The 19,133-nt window shown below is 69.8% G+C and carries 18 protein-coding genes and 1 pseudogene; 11 read left to right on the forward strand and 8 right to left on the reverse strand.

Translation table 11 applies throughout. From position 1 onward, the window contains the following. The first annotated feature begins 111 nt into the window (after positions 1-111). The 6 genes from IPG65_RS14275 (at position 112) to IPG65_RS14300 (ending at position 5,887) form a co-directional block, all read left to right on the forward strand. Positions 112-1,047, forward strand: a complete 936-nt coding sequence (locus tag IPG65_RS14275) for a histone deacetylase (protein ID WP_293191030.1) — start codon at positions 112-114, stop codon at positions 1,045-1,047. Continuing rightward, the gene (locus tag IPG65_RS14280; protein ID WP_293191032.1) at positions 1,044-1,493 is read left to right on the forward strand and encodes a thioesterase family protein; all 450 of its coding nucleotides are present in this window, start codon (positions 1,044-1,046) and stop codon (positions 1,491-1,493) included. The genes IPG65_RS14275 and IPG65_RS14280 overlap by 4 nt, the downstream gene beginning before the upstream one ends. Continuing rightward, the gene (locus IPG65_RS14285; protein WP_293191034.1) at positions 1,481-2,212 is read left to right on the forward strand and encodes a nitroreductase; all 732 of its coding nucleotides are present in this window, start codon (positions 1,481-1,483) and stop codon (positions 2,210-2,212) included. Before IPG65_RS14280 ends, IPG65_RS14285 begins: the two co-directional genes overlap by 13 nt. Next, positions 2,209-3,438 carry a nicotinate phosphoribosyltransferase gene (gene pncB, locus IPG65_RS14290; RefSeq protein ID WP_293191036.1) on the forward strand — a complete coding sequence of 410 codons (1,230 nt, stop codon included), beginning with the start codon at positions 2,209-2,211 and terminating at the stop codon, positions 3,436-3,438. Before IPG65_RS14285 ends, pncB begins: the two co-directional genes overlap by 4 nt. Before the next feature lie 70 nt (positions 3,439-3,508). Next, the gene (locus IPG65_RS14295; RefSeq protein WP_293191038.1) at positions 3,509-4,945 is read left to right on the forward strand and encodes a sodium:proton antiporter; all 1,437 of its coding nucleotides are present in this window, start codon (positions 3,509-3,511) and stop codon (positions 4,943-4,945) included. A 27-nt stretch (positions 4,946-4,972) separates the two neighbouring features. Beyond that, positions 4,973-5,887 (forward strand): DMT family transporter, encoded by a 915-nt coding sequence (locus IPG65_RS14300; protein ID WP_293191040.1) that lies wholly within the window; start codon positions 4,973-4,975, stop codon positions 5,885-5,887. 61 nt (positions 5,888-5,948) lie between these two features. Here IPG65_RS14300 and IPG65_RS14305 read toward each other — a convergent pair whose 3' ends face one another. Continuing rightward, on the reverse strand, positions 5,949-6,701 hold the full coding sequence (locus tag IPG65_RS14305) for a Crp/Fnr family transcriptional regulator (RefSeq protein WP_293191042.1): 753 nt from the start codon (positions 6,699-6,701) through the stop codon (positions 5,949-5,951). A 185-nt stretch (positions 6,702-6,886) separates the two neighbouring features. Between IPG65_RS14305 and IPG65_RS14310 the strand changes: the two genes are divergently transcribed. Continuing rightward, positions 6,887-8,236 carry a DUF1254 domain-containing protein gene (locus IPG65_RS14310; protein ID WP_293191044.1) on the forward strand — a complete coding sequence of 450 codons (1,350 nt, stop codon included), beginning with the start codon at positions 6,887-6,889 and terminating at the stop codon, positions 8,234-8,236. Between the two features lie 56 nt (positions 8,237-8,292). Here the strand turns inward: IPG65_RS14310 and gcvA are convergent, their stop codons facing one another. Further along, positions 8,293-9,264, reverse strand: coding sequence for a transcriptional regulator GcvA (gcvA, locus tag IPG65_RS14315; protein ID WP_293191046.1), 972 nt, complete (start codon positions 9,262-9,264; stop codon positions 8,293-8,295). A 103-nt stretch (positions 9,265-9,367) separates the two neighbouring features. On the opposite strand from gcvA, the gene IPG65_RS14320 reads away from it, so the two are divergent. Continuing rightward, entirely contained in the window at positions 9,368-10,630 is a 1,263-nt protein-coding gene (locus tag IPG65_RS14320) for an MFS transporter (protein WP_293191048.1), read from the forward strand. Beyond that, positions 10,627-11,058 carry a PaaI family thioesterase gene (locus IPG65_RS14325; RefSeq protein WP_293191050.1) on the forward strand — a complete coding sequence of 144 codons (432 nt, stop codon included), beginning with the start codon at positions 10,627-10,629 and terminating at the stop codon, positions 11,056-11,058. Before IPG65_RS14320 ends, IPG65_RS14325 begins: the two co-directional genes overlap by 4 nt. Positions 11,059-11,089: 31 nt before the next feature. Here the strand turns inward: IPG65_RS14325 and argF are convergent, their stop codons facing one another. After that, a complete protein-coding gene (gene argF, locus IPG65_RS14330) occupies positions 11,090-12,028 on the reverse strand; it encodes an ornithine carbamoyltransferase (RefSeq protein WP_293192985.1) in 939 nt (312 codons plus the stop codon). 14 nt (positions 12,029-12,042) lie between these two features. Continuing rightward, complete coding sequence (locus tag IPG65_RS14335; RefSeq protein WP_293191052.1) at positions 12,043-13,239, reverse strand: aspartate aminotransferase family protein; 1,197 nt, start codon at positions 13,237-13,239, stop codon at positions 12,043-12,045. 210 nt (positions 13,240-13,449) lie between these two features. On the opposite strand from IPG65_RS14335, the gene IPG65_RS14340 reads away from it, so the two are divergent. Next, the gene (locus IPG65_RS14340; RefSeq protein ID WP_293191054.1) at positions 13,450-13,782 is read left to right on the forward strand and encodes a DUF3579 domain-containing protein; all 333 of its coding nucleotides are present in this window, start codon (positions 13,450-13,452) and stop codon (positions 13,780-13,782) included. 76 nt (positions 13,783-13,858) lie between these two features. On the opposite strand, the gene mutL is transcribed toward IPG65_RS14340, so the two are convergent. Continuing rightward, positions 13,859-15,694, reverse strand: a complete 1,836-nt coding sequence (mutL, locus tag IPG65_RS14345; protein WP_293191056.1) for a DNA mismatch repair endonuclease MutL — start codon at positions 15,692-15,694, stop codon at positions 13,859-13,861. 48 nt (positions 15,695-15,742) lie between these two features. Here mutL and IPG65_RS14350 point away from each other — a divergent pair, with 48 nt between their 5' ends. Beyond that, entirely contained in the window at positions 15,743-16,393 is a 651-nt protein-coding gene (locus tag IPG65_RS14350; protein ID WP_293191058.1) for a DedA family protein, read from the forward strand. A gap of 16 nt (positions 16,394-16,409) precedes the next feature. On the opposite strand, the pseudogene IPG65_RS14355 reads toward IPG65_RS14350, so the two are convergent. From IPG65_RS14355 to IPG65_RS14365, 3 genes and pseudogenes are all read right to left on the reverse strand, one after another. Continuing rightward, positions 16,410-17,365: pseudogene (locus tag IPG65_RS14355) on the reverse strand (IS110 family transposase). A 14-nt stretch (positions 17,366-17,379) separates the two neighbouring features. Beyond that, positions 17,380-18,330: an IS110 family transposase gene (locus tag IPG65_RS14360; protein WP_293188396.1), complete on the reverse strand. Its 951-nt coding sequence runs from the start codon at positions 18,328-18,330 to the stop codon at positions 17,380-17,382. Between the two features lie 448 nt (positions 18,331-18,778). Further along, on the reverse strand, positions 18,779-19,111 hold the full coding sequence (locus tag IPG65_RS14365) for a cupin domain-containing protein (RefSeq protein ID WP_293191060.1): 333 nt from the start codon (positions 19,109-19,111) through the stop codon (positions 18,779-18,781). Positions 19,112-19,133: the final 22 nt, after the last annotated feature.

Genomic DNA, 19,133 nt, shown 5'->3' on the forward strand with positions numbered 1-19,133 from the left:
ATTGTAGGGGACGGAGGAGCGTTTGCAAGCCGCTTTGGTGCATTGCAGCATTTTTAGACGCGGCGTTCTAACCCCTGCGGCGAGCCGTCTGGCGGGATCGGGAGGCGTGAGGTGAAGGCGTTCTATTCCATCCGCTTCGTGCTGCCGCTGCCGCCGGGTCATCGCTTTCCGATGGGTAAGTACGCGCGGCTGCGCGAGCGGGTCGCGGCGGAACTACCCGCCGTCACCCTCGGGCCCGCCGAGCCCGCCACGGACGGCCAGCTGGCGCTGGCGCACGCGCCGGCCTACATCGACGCCGTGGCGCGCGGCACGCTGGATGCGCGCGCGCAGCGCGAGATCGGCTTTCCGTGGAGCGAGGCCATGGTCGAGCGCTCGCGCCGCTCGGTCGGCGCCACCATCGCCGCCGCCCGCGCGGCGCGGGCCGAGGGCGTGGCCGCCAACCTGGCCGGCGGCACGCACCACGCCGGCGCCGGCGGTGGCAGCGGCTACTGCGTGTTCAACGACGTGGCCGTGGCCGCGCGCCTGATGCAGGCCGAGCACACGCGTCGCCAACCCAGCGCCCGCCCGCCGCGCGTGGCCGTGATCGACCTGGACGTGCACCAGGGCAACGGCACGGCGGCCATCTTCGCGGGCGATGCGTCGGTGTTCACGCTGTCGCTGCACGGCGAGAAGAACTTCCCGTTCCGCAAGGTGGCGGGCGACCTGGACGTGGGCCTGCCCGACGGCACGGGCGACGACGAATACCTGCACGCGCTGGAGCTGGCCCTGGCCGAGCTGGAGGCGCGCTTCGACGCCGACCTCGTGTTCTACCTGGCCGGCGCCGACCCGCACGAGGGCGATCGGCTCGGCCGCCTGCGGCTGAGCCACGATGGGCTGCAGGCGCGCGACCGCCGCGTGTTCGACTGGGCCTGGCGGCGTCGGCTGCCGCTGGCCCTGTCCATGGCCGGCGGCTACGGCCGCGACATCGCCACCACGGTGCAGGCGCAGATGAACACCTTTGGCGTCGCGCTGGAGTACTGGCGCCGCTGGCAGAATGGGGCGCGATGAACCAGTCCGCACGACCCCGGCCCGAGCACCGCGGCAGCTACCGCGCCTTCCGCACCATCACCACCCGCTGGATGGACAACGACCAGTACGGCCACGTCAACAACGTCGTCTATTACTCGTGGTTCGACACCGCCGTCAACGCGCTCCTGATCGAGCGGGGCGTGCTCGACACCGCCAGCGGCGGCACCATCGGCTTCGTGATCGAGACGCAGTGCCAGTACTTCGCCCCGCTGGCCTTCCCGCAGAACGTCGAGGCCGGCATCCGCGTGGCGCACATCGGCTCGTCCAGCGTGCGCTACGAGGTCGGCCTGTTCGCCGAGGGCGCCGAGACCACCGCCGCGCAGGGCCACTTCGTGCACGTCTACGTCGATCGCGCCACGCAGCGGCCGGTGCCGCTGCCGGCCGCGCTCAAGTCCGTCCTGGAGCAGCTTCGATGTCCCAAGTAAGCGCGCCGATCCACGACCCCGCCAGCGTGGACGCGGCCATCGAGAACCGTTTCTGCGCGCGCGCCTTCCTGCCGCGGCCCGTGCCGCGCGAGACGCTGGAGAACATCCTGCGCGTGGCCAGCCGCGCGCCCTCCGGCACCAACAGCCAGCCTTGGCGCGTGTATGTGCTGGAGGGCGCGGCCAAGGACGAGCTGGTCGCCAAGGTCTGCGAGGCGCACGACGCGCTGCGCGAGCACCCCGAGCTGGAGACCAAGTACCGCGAGGACTACGACTACTACCCGCGCCACTGGGTCGAGCCCTACCTGGGCCGCCGGCGCCAGAACGGCTGGAGCCTGTACGGCCTGCTGGGCATCGGCAAGGGCGACAAGGACGCGATGCACGCCCAGCACCAGCGCAACTTCCGCTTCTTCGACGCGCCGGTGGGCCTGATGTTCACCCTCGACCGCGTGATGGGGCAGGGCAGCCTGATGGACTACGGCATGTTCCTGCAGAACGTCATGGTCGCCGCCCGGGCGCGCGGCCTGCACACCTGTCCGCAGGCGGCGTGGAACCACTTCGGCTCCATCATTCTGCCGCACATCGGCGCCAGCGCCGAGGAGATGCTGGTGTGCGGCATGTCGCTGGGCTGGCCGGACCTGGACGCGCCGGTCAATACTTACTTCACGCCGCGCGAGCCGGTCGAATCCTTTACTCACTGGGTCGGCCAGGGCCAGCCATGATCATCGAAAGCCTGCTCGACACCGACCTGTACAAGTTCACCATGATGCAGGCGGTGCTGCACCAGTTTCCGGCGGCGCAGGTGGAGTACAAGTTCAAGTGCCGCACGCCGGGCGCGCAGCTCGCGCCCTACATCCACGAGATGCACGACGAGATCCGCCACCTGTGCAGCCTGCGCTTTTCCGAGGACGAGCTGGCCTACATGGGCAGCCTGCGCTTCATCAAAAGCGATTTCATCGACTTCCTCGGCCTGTTCAGGCTGAGCGACAAGCACATCACCCTCACCCCGCTGGACAACGGCGAGATCGACATCCGCGTGCGCGGCCCCTGGCTGCACACCATCCTGTTCGAGATCCCGGTGCTGGCCATCGTCAGCGAGGTGTTCTACCGCCACACGCAGCCGGGACTGGACCTGAACGAAGGGCGCCGGCGCCTCGACGCCAAGATCGCCCAGTTGCAGGCGCCCCGCCAGCCCGAGTTGAAGATTGCCGACTACGGCACGCGCCGGCGCTTCTCGCGCGCATGGCACCGCGAGGTGCTGGAGATCCTGAAGGCCGGCCTTGGCACGGGCGAAGGCGGGCAGCTCACCGGCACCAGCAACGTGCTGTTCGCCAAGGAGTTGGGCCTGCGCCCCATGGGCACCATGGCGCACGAGTACCTGCAGGCCTGCCAGGCGCTCGGCCCGCGCCTGCGCGACAGCCAGGTCTACGGCTTCGAGAAGTGGGCGCAGGAATACCGGGGCGACCTCGGCATCGCCCTGTCGGACGTGTACGGCATGAACGCCTTCCTGCGCGACTTCGACATGTACTTCTGCAAGCTGTTCGACGGCGCGCGGCACGACTCCGGCGACCCCTTCGTCTGGGGCGAACGCATGATCGAGCACTACGCCGCCAACCGCTGCGACCCGCGCACCAAGACCATCATCTTCAGCGACGGGCTGACCATCCCGCGCTGCATCGAGCTGTTCGAGCGCTTCCACGGCCGCATCCAGGTCGCCTTCGGCGTCGGCACCAACCTCACCAACGACCTCGGCCCCGAGGCCCTGCAGATCGTGCTGAAGATGGTGCAGTGCAACGGCCAGCCCGTGGCCAAGATCTCGGACACGCCGGGCAAGACCATGGTCGAGGACGAGGGCTACCTGAGCTACCTGCGCCAGGTGTTCGACCTGCCCGCGCCGGCCGCGCCGCCCAGCGGCCCCGTCATCCGGCCGCCGCCGGTGATGATGTGATGCTCCTTATTTAATAGCAGTCAGTTCAATATCGGCGCTGGCTAGACACGATTTTGGTTTGTTTTTCATCATGAATCCCAGGCCGACGACCGATCCTCGCCCGCGCTGGCGCCGCATCCCAGGCCTGGCCGCGCTGCTGGCCCTGGCCGCGCCCGCCCAGGCCGCCGGGCTGGACGGCAGCCAGTTGTCCGTGCTGTGGGGCGTGCCCTTCGCTGGCATCCTGCTGTCCATCGCCCTCTGGCCGCTGCTGGCGCCGCGGATGTGGCACCACCATTTCGGCAAGATCGCCGTGGGCTGGGCGCTGGCGTTCTTCGTTCCCTTCGCGCTCGTCTTCGGCCCGGGCACGGCCGCCGCCGGGCTGGTGCACGCGCTGCTGGCCGAATACGTGCCCTTCATCCTGCTGCTGACCGCGCTGTTCACCGTCTCCGGCGGCATCCACGTGCGCGGCAACCTGCACGGCACGCCGCTGCTCAACACCGGCATCCTGCTGGCGGGCGGCATGCTGGCCAGCGTCATGGGTACCACCGGCGCGTCCATGCTCCTCATCCGCCCGCTCATCCGCGCCAACGACCACCGCCCCGGCTGCGCGCACGTCGTCGTCTTCTTCATCTTCATCGTCGGCAACATCGGCGGCTCGCTCACGCCGCTGGGCGATCCGCCGCTGTTCCTGGGCTTCCTCAAGGGCGTCGATTTCTTCTGGACCGCGCGCCACATCCTGCCGGACACCGTGTTCATGATGGCGGCGCTGCTGGCCCTCTTCTTCGTGCTCGACACTTGGCTGGCGCGCCGGCAGGGCGCGGCCCGGCCCGACCCCACGCCCGACACGCCCCGCTTCGGCTTCGACGGCGCCGCCAACTTCGCGCTGCTGGCCGCCGTCGTCGGCCTGGTGCTGATGAGCGGGCTGTGGAAGCCCGGCATCGAATTCGACGTGATGGGCACCCCCGTCGGCCTGCCCGGGCTGGTGCGCGACGCAGGGCTCATCGCCGTGACCGCCGCGTCGCTGGTCCTCACGCCCCGGCGCGTGCACGAGGCCAACCAGTTCGGCTGGGGGCCGATGCAGGAGGTGGCGAAGCTCTTCGCCGGCATCTTCCTGACCATCATCCCGGTCATCGCCATGCTGCAGGCGGGCGCCCAGGGTCCCTTCGGCGCCGTCGTGCGCGCCGTCACCCGCGCCGACGGCACGCCCGACGCGGCCATGTACTTTTGGGCCACGGGCCTGCTCAGTTCCTTCCTCGACAACGCGCCGACCTACCTGGTGTTCTTCAACACCGCCGGCGGCGACGCGGCCGAACTGATGGGGCCGCTGGCCGGCACCCTGGCGGCCATCAGCGCCGGCGCCGTCTTCATGGGCGCCAACACCTACATCGGCAACGCCCCCAACTTGATGATCAAGGCCATCGCCGAGGACCGCGGCGTGAGGATGCCCGGCTTCTTCGGCTACATGGCCTGGAGCGGCGCGATCCTGGTGCCGCTGTTCGCCGCCATGACGTTCCTGTTCCTGCGCTAAAGCGGCGGCGTATCCGAGGCCAGTCCCATGCCCCTGTCCGGAAACCCGCGCAGCATCGCCGCGATGCTGGCGGCCTGCGCCATGTTCGCTTGCATGGACGCGCTCATGAAAGCGCTGGCCGGCCACTATCCGCCGCTGCAGGTCACGTCCCTGCGCGGGCTGACCGCGCTGCCACTGGTGGGCCTGTACGTCCTCTGGCGGCGCGAGTTCAGGGCCGCCACGGGCCGCCATCTGCGCTGGGGCCTGCATCTGCTGCGCGGCCTCATCGGTGTGCTCATGCTGGCGCTGTTCACCACGTCGCTGCGCACGCTGGGCCTGGCCGAGGCCTATACGCTGAGCTTCGTGGCGCCGCTGCTGGTCGCGGTCCTGGCCGTTCCGGTGCTGGGCGAGCGCGTGAGGCCCCGGCACTGGGCGGCCATCGCCGTGGGTTTCGTGGGCGTGGTGGTGGCGCTGCGCCCCAGCCAAATGGTCTTCCTGTCGGCGGGAGCGCTGGCGGCGTTGGGGGCGGCCGTCTGTTATGCCGTGTTCAACGTCCTGGGCCGGCTCATCAGCCGCACGGAGCCCAGCTCCAGCCTGGTGCTCTGGACCACGGTCTGCATGGCCGTGTTCGGTGGCGTGCTGGCGCTGCCGCAGTGGACCCCCGTGCGGTCGGAGCACGCGCTGCTGCTGTCCGGGCTGGCCGTCTCGGGCTTTCTGGGGCAACTGGCGATTTCGGAGGCCTTCCGCCACGGGCAGGCCGCGGCGGTGGCGCCCTTCGAATACAGCGCGCTGGCCTGGGCCGTGCTGATCGACTGGCTGTTCTGGCACGCGGCGCCCGATCCGTGGACGCTGGCGGGCGCGGCCATCATCATCGCCAGCGGCATCTACCTGGTGCGGCGCGAAGCGCCGGGCGCCGAACAACCGGCCACGCCGGCCGTCGTGGAAGTCGCGCGGCTGAAATGACCGATTCGGCACCCGTCCGCGCCCCGTGCATGGCGCGTGATCGATGGGGCGCTGGGTGCGTTCAGCCGCGCCGCGCGGCGACGTCGCACAGCGCCGAGAAGTCGCGGATGATGATGCGGTTGTAGTCCGTGCCGATGGTGCCCCTATGTTCCAGGGCGCGCAGGACCCGGTTCACGCTCTGGCGCGTCACGCCCAGCATGGCGCCCAACTGCTCCTGCGGCAGGCGCAGCCCCAGCTCCATGACGCCATCCTCGATCAGGCCGTGCATCCCCGCCAGCTCGACCAGGGCCGCGGCCATGCGCTGCTCCAGAGTGCCCAGCGCCTGGTCGTTGAGAAAGCGCATGTTCTCCCCGTGGCGCTCGCACAGCAGCAGGGCGAGGTCGCGCCACAGGATCGGCTCGGCGTCGAGGCTGCCCATCAGCGCGTCGCTGGGCAGATGCAGCAGCACGCTGTCGTCGTAGGCGTGGTAGTCGTAGTGCAGCGGCACGCGCGCCAGCAGGCGGATCAAGCCCAGGATCTCGCCCGGGCCGATGATGTTGCGCGCGAACCTCTTGCCGCTGGCCGTGCCGCGGCTGACCTCGATGCGGCCGGAGGCGACGACGAAGACCTCGCGCCGCTGCGGGTTGCCCGCGAACACCTGCGCGCCGCGCGCGTAGCGCCGGACCTGGACGGCCACGGCCGCCTCGGTCAGCCGCTCCGGCGGCCAATGGGCGAACAGCGAGCAGCGCCGCAGCGCCCGCACGCGGTCGTCCAGGAGGTCGAAATCCAGCGCTTCGTGCTCCTCTGCGCCGGGGGATCGGGTCGTTGTCGCCATGAAGCCGGCCATTCTCGGCCAGAATGCCCCGGAGCGCGCTGACCGCGAGCGGCGGATTGTCCGTGGATTGACAGACCGGCCGTGCCTGCGCCACTAATTTAGCGTTCGCCGCCGCGAGACGACGCATCGGCTACCGAGTCAGGACGCCGATCCATGGCCCGAGACAACAACCCAGGAGACCCTGAATGAGCAACCATGCGAGCCACCCGATCACCGAGGCCGAGGCCCACGCCATCGGCATCGAGGCCTACACCTACGCCTACCCGCTGGTGCTGATGGAGCTGACGCGCCGCGTGGCCACCAACGTGGCGCGGCCCGATGGCGCCCTGCTGCGCGCGCCCATGAACCAGTTCGCGCATGCCACGGCCTACCCGGACGCCGACTTCAAGGACGTGGTGCGCCCCAATGCCGACACGCTGTACTCGATGCTGTGGTTCGACGTCGGCCAGGAGCCGCTGGTGCTGGCGCTGCCCGACACCGGCGGGCGCTACCACGTGATCCCCTTCATGGACATGTGGACCGACGTCTTCGCCGCGCTCGGCACGCGCACCACCGGCAACGGCGGCGGCCTCTTCGCCTTGGTCGGCCCGCGCTGGAAGGGCAGCCTGCCGGCGGGCATGCGCGCCATCGTCAGCCCGACCGAGGTTGGCTGGATCATCGGGCGCATCCAGACCAATGGCGCGGCCGACTACGGCCACGTGCACGGTCTCCAGGCGGGCCTGAAGGCCGCTCCGCTGTCGGCTTGGGGCCAGCCGCAGGCCGGGGCGACGGGGCGCGTCGATGCCGCCATCGACATGAGCGCGCCCGCCGAGCAGGTGAGCCGGCTGGAGTCGGGCGCTTTCTTCGCGCTGTTCGCTGAACTGATGAAGCGCCACCCGCCCCATGCCGCCGACCATGCCGTGCTGCTGCGCATGGAGCGCCTCGGCCTGGTCGCGGGCCAGGGGTTCGATCTGGCGCGCGCCGATCCCGCCGTGCAGCGCGCCCTGGCGCGGGCCGCGCCCGACGCCTACCAGCGCATGATCGACCGCGGCAACGCGCTGCGCCAGCAGCGCCACGGCTGGACCCGCGCCGCCGGCATGACCGGCACCTATGGCAACGACTATCTGCTGCGCGGCTTCACCGCCTACCGCGGGCTGGGCGCGCTGCCACCGGAGGAGGCCATCTACCCCGGCGCGGCGGTCGACGGCGACGGCCAGCTCCTCACCGGCGCCGCGCGCTACGTGCTGCACTTCGAGCCGGGCCAGGCGCCGCCGGCGGACGCCTTCTGGTCGCTGACGATGTACGGCACCGACCAGTTCTTCGTCGCCAACCCGCTCGGCCGCCACGCCATCGGCGACCGCGATCCGCTGGTGTTCAACGCCGACGGCTCGCTGGACATCCACATCCAGCACGCCTCGCCCGGCAAGGACAAGGAATCCAACTGGCTGCCGGCCCCGGCGGGCTCCTTCAACCTGAGCCTGCGCTTGTACCTGCCGCAGGCACCAGCGGTGGACGGTCGCTGGGCGACACCGGGGATCACGCGACTGCCGGACTGAATACCCGCCTGGCCGCGCCGCGTTTATTGGCCAAATCGCCTTGCAGCCCGTACCCGTCAAGCGCTGTCAGCTACGTTAAAGATAGCGATCAAGCCTGTCCGGCCCGATGCATCCCGCGCAAGTGCCGATGCATCCGGCGTGTCGCCCGGCGCCGCCGCGGCCAGCGCCCAGTCGCGGAACGCCGCCACCTTGGGCCGTGCCGCGCTGCTCGGCGGGTACACCAGGTAATAGGCAAAGGCTTCGGGCCACGCCGCGTCCCACAGGCGCGACAGCCGGTCCTGCGCGATGTCGGCCTCGACCAGCGCGGCGGCCAGCAGTGCCGCGCCCTGGCCGGCGATGGCGGCCTGACGCAGCAGCCCAGGGTCGTCGAAGGCCGGGCCGCGCGGCGGCGGGGCCGCGGGCACGCCCTGCGCCTGCAGCCACAGCGGCCAGTCCTGGCGCTCGGCATCGTGCAGCAGCGGCCAGTTCGCCAGCGCATCGGCGCTGCGCGGCCGGCCCTGCCGCTCCGTCAATTCGGGTGCGGCCACAGGGACCAGTTCCACCGCGAACAGCCGCTCGCTGCGCAGGCCAGGGTAGCGACCCAGCCCGTGCCGAATGGCGACGTCCACGTCGTCGCGTGTGAAGTCCACCAGGCCCTTGCCGGTCAGCAGACGCAGGTCGATGGCCGGGTGCGCCTGCTGGAACGTGGGCAGCCGCGGCACCAGCCAGGTGGCGGCGAACGAGGGCGTGGTGCTCACGCTCAGGGTGCCGCCATCGGTCGCGCTGGCGATGCGGCGGGTGGCTTCGGCCAACTGCGTCAGGGCACTGCGCACCGGCGGCAGGTAGTTCTGACCGGCGTCGGTGAGAAACACGGCCCGGTGGGCGCGCCGCAGCAGCGCGGTGCCCACCCGCGCCTCCAGGCCCTTGAGCAGTTGGCTCACCGCCCCCGGCGTGACGTGCAGTTCCTCGGCGGCCTTCTTGACCGAGAGGTGGCGCGCCGTGGCTTCGAAGGCACGCAGCGCGTTCAAGGGGGGTAGTGGGTCACTCATGGTTTAGAAATTCTCAACGATGCAGGCGCCGATTTCTCGCTTGAAGACGGGTGCCGCAAAGGGAAGAATACGCCATATCAACACCCTTTTTGAAGCCATCCACATGACACGGATTCAATGCAGCTCCACTGATGCGAACCCGTTGGCCACCCAGGCCGGCATGTTCCGCGGCTGGCGGGTGGTGGCGGGCGCTTTCGGGGTCACGCTGGTGGGCTTTGGGAGCGCCTACACCTTCAGCGTGTTCGTCGCGCCGCTGCAGCAAGCCTTCGGGGCCTCGCGCGGCGCGGCTTCGCTGGTGTTTTCGCTGGCGGGCTTTCTTTACTTCGGGCTGGGCGTGCTGAGTGGGCCGCTGGCCGACCGTTTTGGGGCGCGGCGGCTCGCGCTGGCGGGCATGCTGCTGGTGGGGCTGGGCCTGGCGTTGGCCGGCCTGGCGCAACGGCTGGAGCAGGTCTATCTGGCCTATGGGCTGGGCGTGGGCTTGGGTGTGGGCCTGGCCTATGTGCCGGTGCTGGGCGCGGTGCAGCGCTGGTTCACGCGGCGGCGCGGGCTGGCGTCGGGCCTGGCGGTGAGCGGCATCGGGGTGGGCACGCTGCTGCTGCCGCCACTGGCCGCGCTGCTGGTCGAGCGGCTGGGCTGGCGCGGTGCTTACCTGAGCCTGGGCGTGCTGGCACTGGTGTTGGGCCTGGCGGCGGCGTGGCTGGTGGAGGACGACCCCCGGCGCCACGGCCTGGGGCCGGACGGCGACCCGCCGAACGCCGGCGCGGCGGCGCGGGCGGCGCAGGGCGCCACGGTGTGCGAGGCGTTGCGCGCGCCGGCGTTCTGGCGCCTTTATGCGGCCTGCCTGTTGTGCTCGTTCAGTGTGTTCCTGCCCTTCGTGCATCTGGTGCCCTATGCAGAGGCGCACGGCGTGCCGCTGGCGTCGGCGGTGCTGCTGCTGGGCCTGATCGGCATCGGCAGCACGGCGGGGCGATTCCTGCTGGGCGGCCTGCTGGACCGCATCGGCCGTGGCCGCGCGCTGCTGGCGCTGTTTGCCGGCATGGCGCTGGCGCTGGCCGGGTGGGCGCTGGCCAGTGGGTTCTGGGCGCTGGCCGCCTTCGCGCTGGTGTACGGCACGGTGTACGGCGCCTGGGTGGCCGTGTTGCCGGCCGTGGTGATGGACCACTTCGGCGGCCGCAGCGTGAGCGGCATCATCGGCGCGCTGTACACCAGCGTGGCGGTGGGCACGCTGGCCGGGCCCACCGCGGCCGGCTTTGCCTTCGACCTGCGGCACAGCTACCAGTGGCCGATCTGGCTGGGCGTCGCCCTCAACGTGTTGGCGGTGGGCGTCATGCTGCGCCAGTCCAGCCCGGCGGGAGCGCGCGCATGAGCGGGAACGCCACCACACTTCACGCGGCGCAGGCCGGCTCGCTGCCGGGCCTGCTGGGCTTCGAGTGGGACGAGGCTCGGCATGGTTTGGTGCGTGGGCATGTCGTTGTGAAGCCGCACCACCTGGCGCCCACCGGCTACCTGCACGCGGCAAGCGTGGTGGCGCTGGCCGACAGCGCCTGCGGTTTCGGCTGTCTTGCGTCCCTGCCCGTGGGCGCAACCGGTTTCACCACCATCGAGTTGAAGGCCAACTTCGCCGGAACGGTGCGGCAGGGGCGCGTGGAGTGCGAGGCGCGCCTGTGGCATGCCGGGCGCAGCACGCAGGTCTGGGACGCCGAGGTGCGTGACGCGGCCACCGGCAAGGCCATCGCCGTGTTCCGCTGTACGCAGATGCTGCTTTGTCCGCAGGGCACGGCGGCGGGCCGCTGAACGCGCTGCCGGCGAGGGGCTGCGCTGCGCGTCAGTCCAGCCGGCCCAGCAGCAGGTACTCCATCAGCGCCTTCTGCACGTGCATGCGGTTCTCGGCCTCGTCCCACACCACCGACTGCGGGCCGTCGATGACCTCGGCGCTGACTTCCTCGCCGCGGTGCGCGGGCAGGCAGTGCATGAACAGGGCATCCGGCTTGGCGGCGGCCATCATCTCGGCGTCCACGCACCAGTCGGCAAAGGCCAGTCGGCGCGCCTCGTTCTCGGCCTCGTAGCCCATGCTGGTCCACACGTCGGTGGTCACCAGGTCGGCGCCGCGGCAGGCGTCCAGCGGGTTCCCGAATACCTTGTAGCAGCCGGCGCGTGGCGGTCTGGCGCCAAAGGCCAGCTTCTCATCGACCTCGTAGCCGCCAGGCGTGCTGACGTGCACGGTGAAGTCCAGCAAGTCGGCGGCCTGCAGCCAGGTGTTGGCCATGTTGTTGCCGTCGCCCACCCAGGCGACGGTCTTGCCCTGGATGGAGCCGCGCTGCTCGATGAAGGTGAACAGGTCGGCCAGGATCTGGCACGGGTGGTATTCGTTGGTCAGGCCGTTGATGACGGGCACGCGCGAATACTCGGCGAAGCGCGCGATGCGCGCCTGCTCGAAGGTGCGGATCATCACGATGTCGGTCATGCGGCTGATGACGCGCGCCGTGTCCTCGATCGGCTCGCTGCGGCCGAGCTGGCTGCCTTCGCTGGTCAGGTGCACCACGCTGCCGCCCATCTGGTACATGCCGGCCTCGAAGCTCACGCGCGTGCGCGTGCTGGCCTTCTCGAAGATCATGGCCAGGGTGCGGTCGCACAGCGTGTGGTGCTTTTCGTAGGCCTTGAACTTGCGCTTGATCAGCGCCGCGCGCTCGAACAGGTAGGCGTAGTCGCTGGCCGTGAGGTCGGAGAACTGCAGGTAGTGCTGGAGGGGGGGCGTGGTGGTCATCACGGCGGGTCCGTTCATTCCGTCAGGAAGGCTTCGATCAGCGGCACCAGGATGGCGACGATCTCGTCGGCCTCGGCCCGCGTCAGGATCAGCGGCGGCACCAGGCGCACCACGGTGTCAGCGGTCACGCTGAGCAGCAGGCCGGCGTCCAGCGCGCGCTGCGCCAGCACGCCGCAGGGCCTGGTCAACTCGATGCCGAGCATCAGGCCCTGGCCGCGCACCTCCTTCACGCCGGGGTTGCCGGCGAAAGCGTTCTCCAGCGACGCCTTCAGGTGCGTGCCGACCTGGACCGCGTTGTCCAGCAGGCCGTCCTCTTCCATGATGCGGATCGTCTCCAGGCCGGCGCGCATGGCCAGCGGGTTACCGCCAAAAGTGGTGCCGTGGTTGCCGGGCTGGAAGATCCGCGCCGCCCTGGGGCCGGCCACCACGGCACCGATCGGCACGCCCGAGCCCAGGCCCTTGGCCAGCGGCATCACGTCGGGCACGATGCCGGCCCACTGGTGCGCGAACCACTTGCCCGTGCGGCCCATGCCGCACTGCACCTCGTCGATCATCATCAGCCAGTCGCGCTCGTCGCAGAGCTGGCGCAGCTGCTTCAGGTAGTCGATGCGCATCGGGTTGATGCCGCCTTCGCCCTGGATGGTCTCGAAGAACACGGCCACCACGTCGGGGTTGCCCTCGGTGGCTTTCTTCAGGGCCTCGATGTCGTTCATCGGCACGCGGATGAAGCCCTCCACCAGCGGCCCGAAGCCGGCCTGCACCTTCGGGTTGCCCGTGGCGCTGAGCGTGGCGATGCTGCGGCCGTGGAAGGCCTTCTCGTAGACGACGATCTGCGGCTTGTCGATGCCCTTGTCGTGGCCGAACTTGCGCGCCAGCTTGAGCGCCGCCTCGTTGGCCTCCAGCCCGGTGCAGCAGAAGAACGCGTTGGTCATGCCCGACAGCGCCACCAGTTTGGCGGCCAGCTTCTCGGCGCCCGGCACGTGGTAGTAGTTGGAACAGTGGATCAGCGTGGCGATCTGCTCCTGCAGCGCCGGCACCAGCCGGGGATGCGCGTGGCCCAGCGTGTTGACGGCGATGCCGCCCAGGCCGTCCAGGTAGCTCTTGCCGTTGACGTCCCAGATCCGGGAGCCCTGGCCGCGCGCCATGGCCACCGGCAGGCGGGCGTAGGTGTTCATCAGGTGGGGCGAGGCGGCTTCGATGTGCTCGGTCACGGGGCGGCTCCTGGGGCTGGGCAAAAAAGAATCGGGCCGACGCGGCCCGCTGAAGTGCATTCTAGGGTCCCTGCGCGCCGCCGCGGTTGCAGGTTTCGCATGACAGCGATGCGCTGGCCGGGCCGCCAGCAGATAGAATTTTGCTGCCCCGCAGCACGCCACGAGCGAGGCCGAGCGGCCCACCCGAACCCGCGACATCCTCCGCGCCCCATGACCGCCACCCCCTCCAGCAGCGAAGTTTTCATCCAGGGCGTCACGCGCGACGGGCGGACCTTCCGCCCCAGCGACTGGGCCGAGCGCCTGGCCGGCGTGATGGCGCAGTTCCGCCCCGGCGGCGGGGCGCGGCGGCCGGGCGGGCACATCGCCTATTCGCCCTGGTGCGTGCCCACGTCCCTGAACGGCGTCAAGTGCGTGGTCGTGAACCGCGCGCTACAGGACCACGAGCCCATGGCCTGGGACTTCGTGATGGGCTTCGCCCGCGACAACGACCTGCAGGTGGCCGAGGCCTGCCTGCTGCCCGAGGCTCCGGGGCCTCGGGCTTGATTTCAAGTGAAATTGGCGTCTAGCCAGCGTGGATACTGCGTGAACAGCTATCAATATCGTAGTTTTGCACGGGCTTTCAGCGGCCCCGCAGGAACAGCGCGTCCAGCTCGCGCAGCGTGAGCTGGCGCCAGGTGGGGCGGCCGTGGTTGCACTGGTCGGAGCGCTCGGTGGCTTCCATCTGGCGCAGCAGGGCGTTCATCTCCTCGCCCGTCAGGCGGCGGTTGGCGCGCACGGCGCCGTGGCAGGCCATGGTGGCCAGCAGCTCGTGCCGGGCGCGCTGCACCACGGTGCTGGCCTCGTGCTGGGCCAGCTCGGCCAGCACGCCGCGCGCCAGCTCCACCGGGTCGCCATCGGCCAGCGCGGCGGGCACGGCGCGCACCGCCAGGGTGCGCGGCGAGAAGGGCGTGACCTCCAGCCCCAGCGCGGCCAGCACGCCGGCGCAGGCCTCGGCGGTGGCCGCTTCCTGCGGCGTGGCGGCGAAGGGCGCGGGGATCAGCAAGGGCTGGCTGGCCACCCCTTGCCCCTTCGCGTTGCCGTCCCATTGGGCCTTGAGCCGTTCGTAGACGATGCGCTCGTGCGCGGCGTGCATGTCGACGATGACCAGGCCCTGGCGGTTCTCGGCCAGGATGTAGATGCCGTGCAGTTGCGCGAGGGCGCGGCCCAGCGGCCAGTCGGCGGGCGGTTCAGCGGCCGGGGGCGCGGGCGCGGCGGGTTGCCACAGCGCCTGCAGCTCGGCCACGGCGTGCCGGTGTGACGCTACTGAATCAATAGCTTGCGGCGCAAACGGGATGCGGGCCTGGGGCTGAAAAGGCTTGAAATCCGGCGCCGGGGCGGGCAGGGCACCGCGCCAGCCGGGAGCGGCTGCCTCGGCCGCGGCGTCGGCTTGCCGCGCCAGCAGGGCGGCGCGCGGCGCGGCCAGCGCGTTCTCGACCGCGTGGCGCACGGCCTGGTGCACTTCGCGGCTGTCGCGAAAGCGCACCTCGATCTTGGTGGGGTGCACGTTGACGTCCACGCGGGCGGGGTCGATGTCCACGTACAGCACGTACACCGGCTGGCGCTGGCCGTGCAGCACGTCCTCGTAAGCGCCGCGCGCGGCGTGGGTGATGACCTTGTCGCGCACGAAGCGGCCGTTGACGTAGGCGAACTGCTGGTCGGCGCGCGAGCGGGCGTGGTCGGGCAGGCCGGCGCGGCCGCTGACGCGCAGCGCGCCGGCGTGGTGGTCCACGGCCACCGATTCGGTCAGGAAGTCCTCGCCCAGCACGTCGGCCAGGCGCTGGTCCCGCCCCGCTTCGCCCGGCTGGCGGCGCCATTGCTCGATCAGCCTGCCGTCGTGCCAGATGGCGAAGGCGACGTCGGGCCGCGCCAGGGCGTGGCGGCGCACGGCCTCGATGCAGTGGGCCAGCTCGGTGGCGTCGGTCTTGAGGAACTTGCGCCGCGCCGGCACGCTGAAGAACAGCTCCTTGACCTCCACCGTGGTGCCGACCGCGCGTGCGGCGGGCCCCAGCTCGCCGGTGCGGCCGTTCAGCAGGTGGGCGGCCGGCTGGCCGTCGGTGCGCGAGAACAGCGAGAGCTCGGCGATCGAGTTGATGGCGGCCAGCGCCTCGCCGCGAAAGCCCATGGTGCCCACGGCTTCCAGGTCGCGCAGGCTGGCGATCTTGCTGGTGGCGTGGCGCCTGAGCGCGGTCGCCATCTCGCCGGGCGCGATGCCGGCGCCGTCGTCCTCCACCGCGATCAGCCGCACGCCGCCGGCGGCCAGGCGCAGCGTGACCTGGGTGGCGCCGGCGTCCAGCGCGTTGTCCAGCAGCTCGCGCACCACCGAGGCCGGGCGCTCGACCACCTCGCCGGCGGCGATCTGGCTGATCAGCTCGTCGGGCAATTCGCGGATGGGGCGGCGGGGGGTGGAGAGGGTCATGGCGGGATTCTAGAAAGCCAGTGGCAGGCAGCCGGGATAATCCCGCCCATGGACATCGTGATGCAACTGGTCGACTTCATCCTGCACGTCGACAGATACCTGGGCGCGTTCGTGGCGCAATACGGCGCGTGGGTGTACGCGCTGCTGTTTCTCATCGTGTTCGTCGAGACGGGGGTGGTGGTGATGCCCTTCCTGCCCGGCGATTCGCTGCTGTTCGTGGTGGGCGCGCTGGCCGGCGCGGGCCATCTCGACTATGCGGCGGCGTGCGCGGTGCTGCTGGTGGCGGCGATCCTGGGCGACCAGTGCAACTACAGCATCGGGCGCTACTTCGGGCCGAAGGTGTTCCAGTGGGAGAACTCGCGCTTCTTTAACCGCCAGGCCTTCGACCGCGCGCACCAGTTCTACGAGCGCCATGGCGGCGTGACGGTGATCCTGGCGCGCTTCATGCCCTTCATCCGCACCTTCGTGCCCTTCGTGGCGGGCGTGGCGGAGATGAGCCGCGGCAAGTTCACGCTGTTCAACGTGGTGGGCGCGCTGATCTGGGTGCTGGGGCTGGTCACGGCGGGCTACCTGTTCGGCAACCTGCCGTGGGTGCAGACCCACCTGAGCAAGATCATCTGGGCGCTGATCCTGGTGCCGGGGCTGATCGCCCTCTACGGCGGGTGGAAGGCCGGGCGGGCGGAACGGCAGGCGGTCTGAGTAACTGTCTTTCGAGTCAAGTGCCGTGAAGGGATTTATCCCAAGGTTTGTTGGTTTTGACCATGACGTTGAGCGTGGTCAGGAGCTTGCGCATGCAGGCCACCAGAGCGACCTTGGGCAGCTTGCCTGCTGCCAGCAGCCGGTCATGGAAGCACTTGATGGCCGGGTTGTGGCGTGCAGCCGTGAGCGTGGCCATGTAGAGCACGCGGCGTATCTCGAAGCGCCCGCCCTGCACGCGCCGTCGCCCCTTCGAGTTGCCGAGTCGTTGGCCATCGGGGCCACGCCGACCAAGGCCGCGATCTCGCGGCGGTTGAGCTTGCCCAGTTCCGGCAATTCAGCGATCAGGGTGGCGCTGGCCACCGGGCCGATGCCGCTGGCCGAGCGCAGCAGCTTGTCCAACTCGGCGTGGTGCGCCTGGACGTGGCCGACCATCTGGGCCTCCACGTCATCGAGCTGCTTGCGGATCGCCTCGATCATGGCCTCGATGCTCGGGCGCACGACGGCAATGGCCAACTGCAGCCGCTGGCGCTCGGACAGCATCATCGTCACGAGCTGGCGCCTGCGCGTGACCATCGCAGCCAGCGCCTGCTGCTCTTGATCCGCCAGGGGGCGGATGAAGCTGGCCAGGTCGTCGCGGCGCACCAATACAGCGGCAAACGCGGCCAGCATGCGCGCGTCGATGCGGTCGGTCTTGGCCAGCCGTCCCATGGACTTGGCGAAGTCGCGCGTCTGGCGCGGATTGACCACCGCCACGGGCAAGCCCGCTGCCTGCAGCGCACAGGCCAGCGCCGCCTCGTAGCCCCCGGTGGCCTCCATCACCACCAGCGCCACGTCCAGTGGCTTCAGCGCCGCCGCCAGCGCCGAATGAGCTTCGGCCTCATTGTCGAAACGCTGGACATCGAGCTTGGTGCCCAGCACCCAGACATCCACGTGCGCCTTGGCGACGTCGATGCCCACCACCACAGCAACCATCTTGAATGACTAACTCAAGCTATCCCTGCGATCTCGTTGCGCCAAGGCGACTTGGTGCGAGCGATGGCGTTCAGGATGATCAGCAGTTTGTGCATGCAGGCCACGAGGGCGACCTTCTTGGGTTTGCCCGCCACCAGCAGCTTTGCGTAGAAGGCTTTGAGCACTGGATTGAAGCGTGTACCGACGAGCGCGGCCACGTAGAGCACGCGACGCACGTCGGAGCGCCCGCCGAAGATATGACGCTGCCCGCGCAAGGTGCCCGAGTCGCGGTTCATCGGGGCCAAGCCCACCAGCGAGGTGATCTGCCTGCGGTTGAGGTGACCGAGTTCAGGCAGCTGCGCCAGGAGCGTGCTGGCTGTCGTGGGGCCAACGCCTTTGACGGAGGTCAGCAGTTTGGCCAGGTCAGCGTGGTGAGCCCGCACGTGTTCGCGCAGCTGCCCGTCCACGTCGTGGAGCTGGGCGGCGATCGCATCCATGATCGCCAGGATGCTGGCCTTGGCCTTCGGATGGGCCAGCGCCAGGCGCTGGCGCTCGGCCACCAGCATGGCGACCAACTGACGTCGGCGCGTCACCAGCGCGGTGAGTTCGCGCTGCTGCGCATCGAGCAGCGCACGCGGCTCATGACCCTGCGCGTCCAGCAAGGCGGCGAAGCCGCGCAACACCTGCGCGTCGATGCGATCGGTCTTGGCCAGCTTGCCCGTGCAGCGGGCGAAGTCGCGTGCCTGGCGCGGGTTGATGACCGAAACGCGCAGGCCCGCCGCAGCCAGCGCAAGCGCCAGCAGTCGCTCATGGCCGCCCGTGGCCTCCAGCAGGATCAGGCGCGGTGCCAGCGGTACCAGCACCTGGCACAACTCGGCGTGGCCCGCCTCGTCGTTGCCCAGACTCAAGGTTTGCGCCTCGCCGCTGGCAGCCACCTCGAAGCTGGCCTTGGCGACATCGATACCCACGTAGACAGGTTCACTCATAGCAGTTCTCCGGCTCCCAGCCTTATGAATACGAAATGTGTTCGATCAACCATTCGGGATGCAGCAGAACAAAAAGACCACCACCGCGCGCCCTGTGCTGTGGTTCGAGCTCGGGCTCGCAGGAGACCCAGGCTGCGCAATGGCGAGTCAACCCGTTCACTGATCGACGTGCTTGCCTGCACTTCGACCACTGAAGTTTGAATTATTTGAAAGATATAAGAGGAAACAGACATGGTCTTCAGATCCCTTGCTTGTGAATGCGCTCTCGGGCGAACCGGCGCGCGTAACCGTTCGGGCTTCAGGAAGACCAGCACGGTGGCCGTGCGCGATGTACTCAGACACGGGCTTCAAAGCCCCAGCGCATACCAGGCTGCACGGACCGGTCTGGCCGCCTCAACGGCAACCAAACTCTACCGTGCTGGTCTGGTCTGGTCTGAACATACAAGCGTCACGCCGGCAGCAGGCAGATCGTCACCAGCAGCGAGGCGTCCTCGCGCGCGGTGAGTTCGTGCGGCACGCCGCCGGCCAGGTGCAGGAAGTCGCCCGCGCGCAGGCGGTGCACGTCGGCGCCAGCGCGGAAATCGACCACGCCTTCCAGGCATTGCACGGTGATCTCGCCCGCCACGCGGTGTTCGGGCATGGCCTTGCCGGCGCGCAGCACCACGCGCATGACTTCGAGCTGCGCGGCCTTGAGCAGCGCGTGGGAGGGCGTGCTGGCCAGCTGCGCGCCCAGGGGCAGCACGCTGCCGAGCTGGCCGGAGGCGAGGTGCGGTTGTGCCATAGGGTCTCCTTGTCGTTGGCGT

The sequence above is a fragment of the Ottowia sp. genome (assembly GCF_016703145.1).
GTDB lineage: Bacteria > Pseudomonadota > Gammaproteobacteria > Burkholderiales > Burkholderiaceae_C > Ottowia.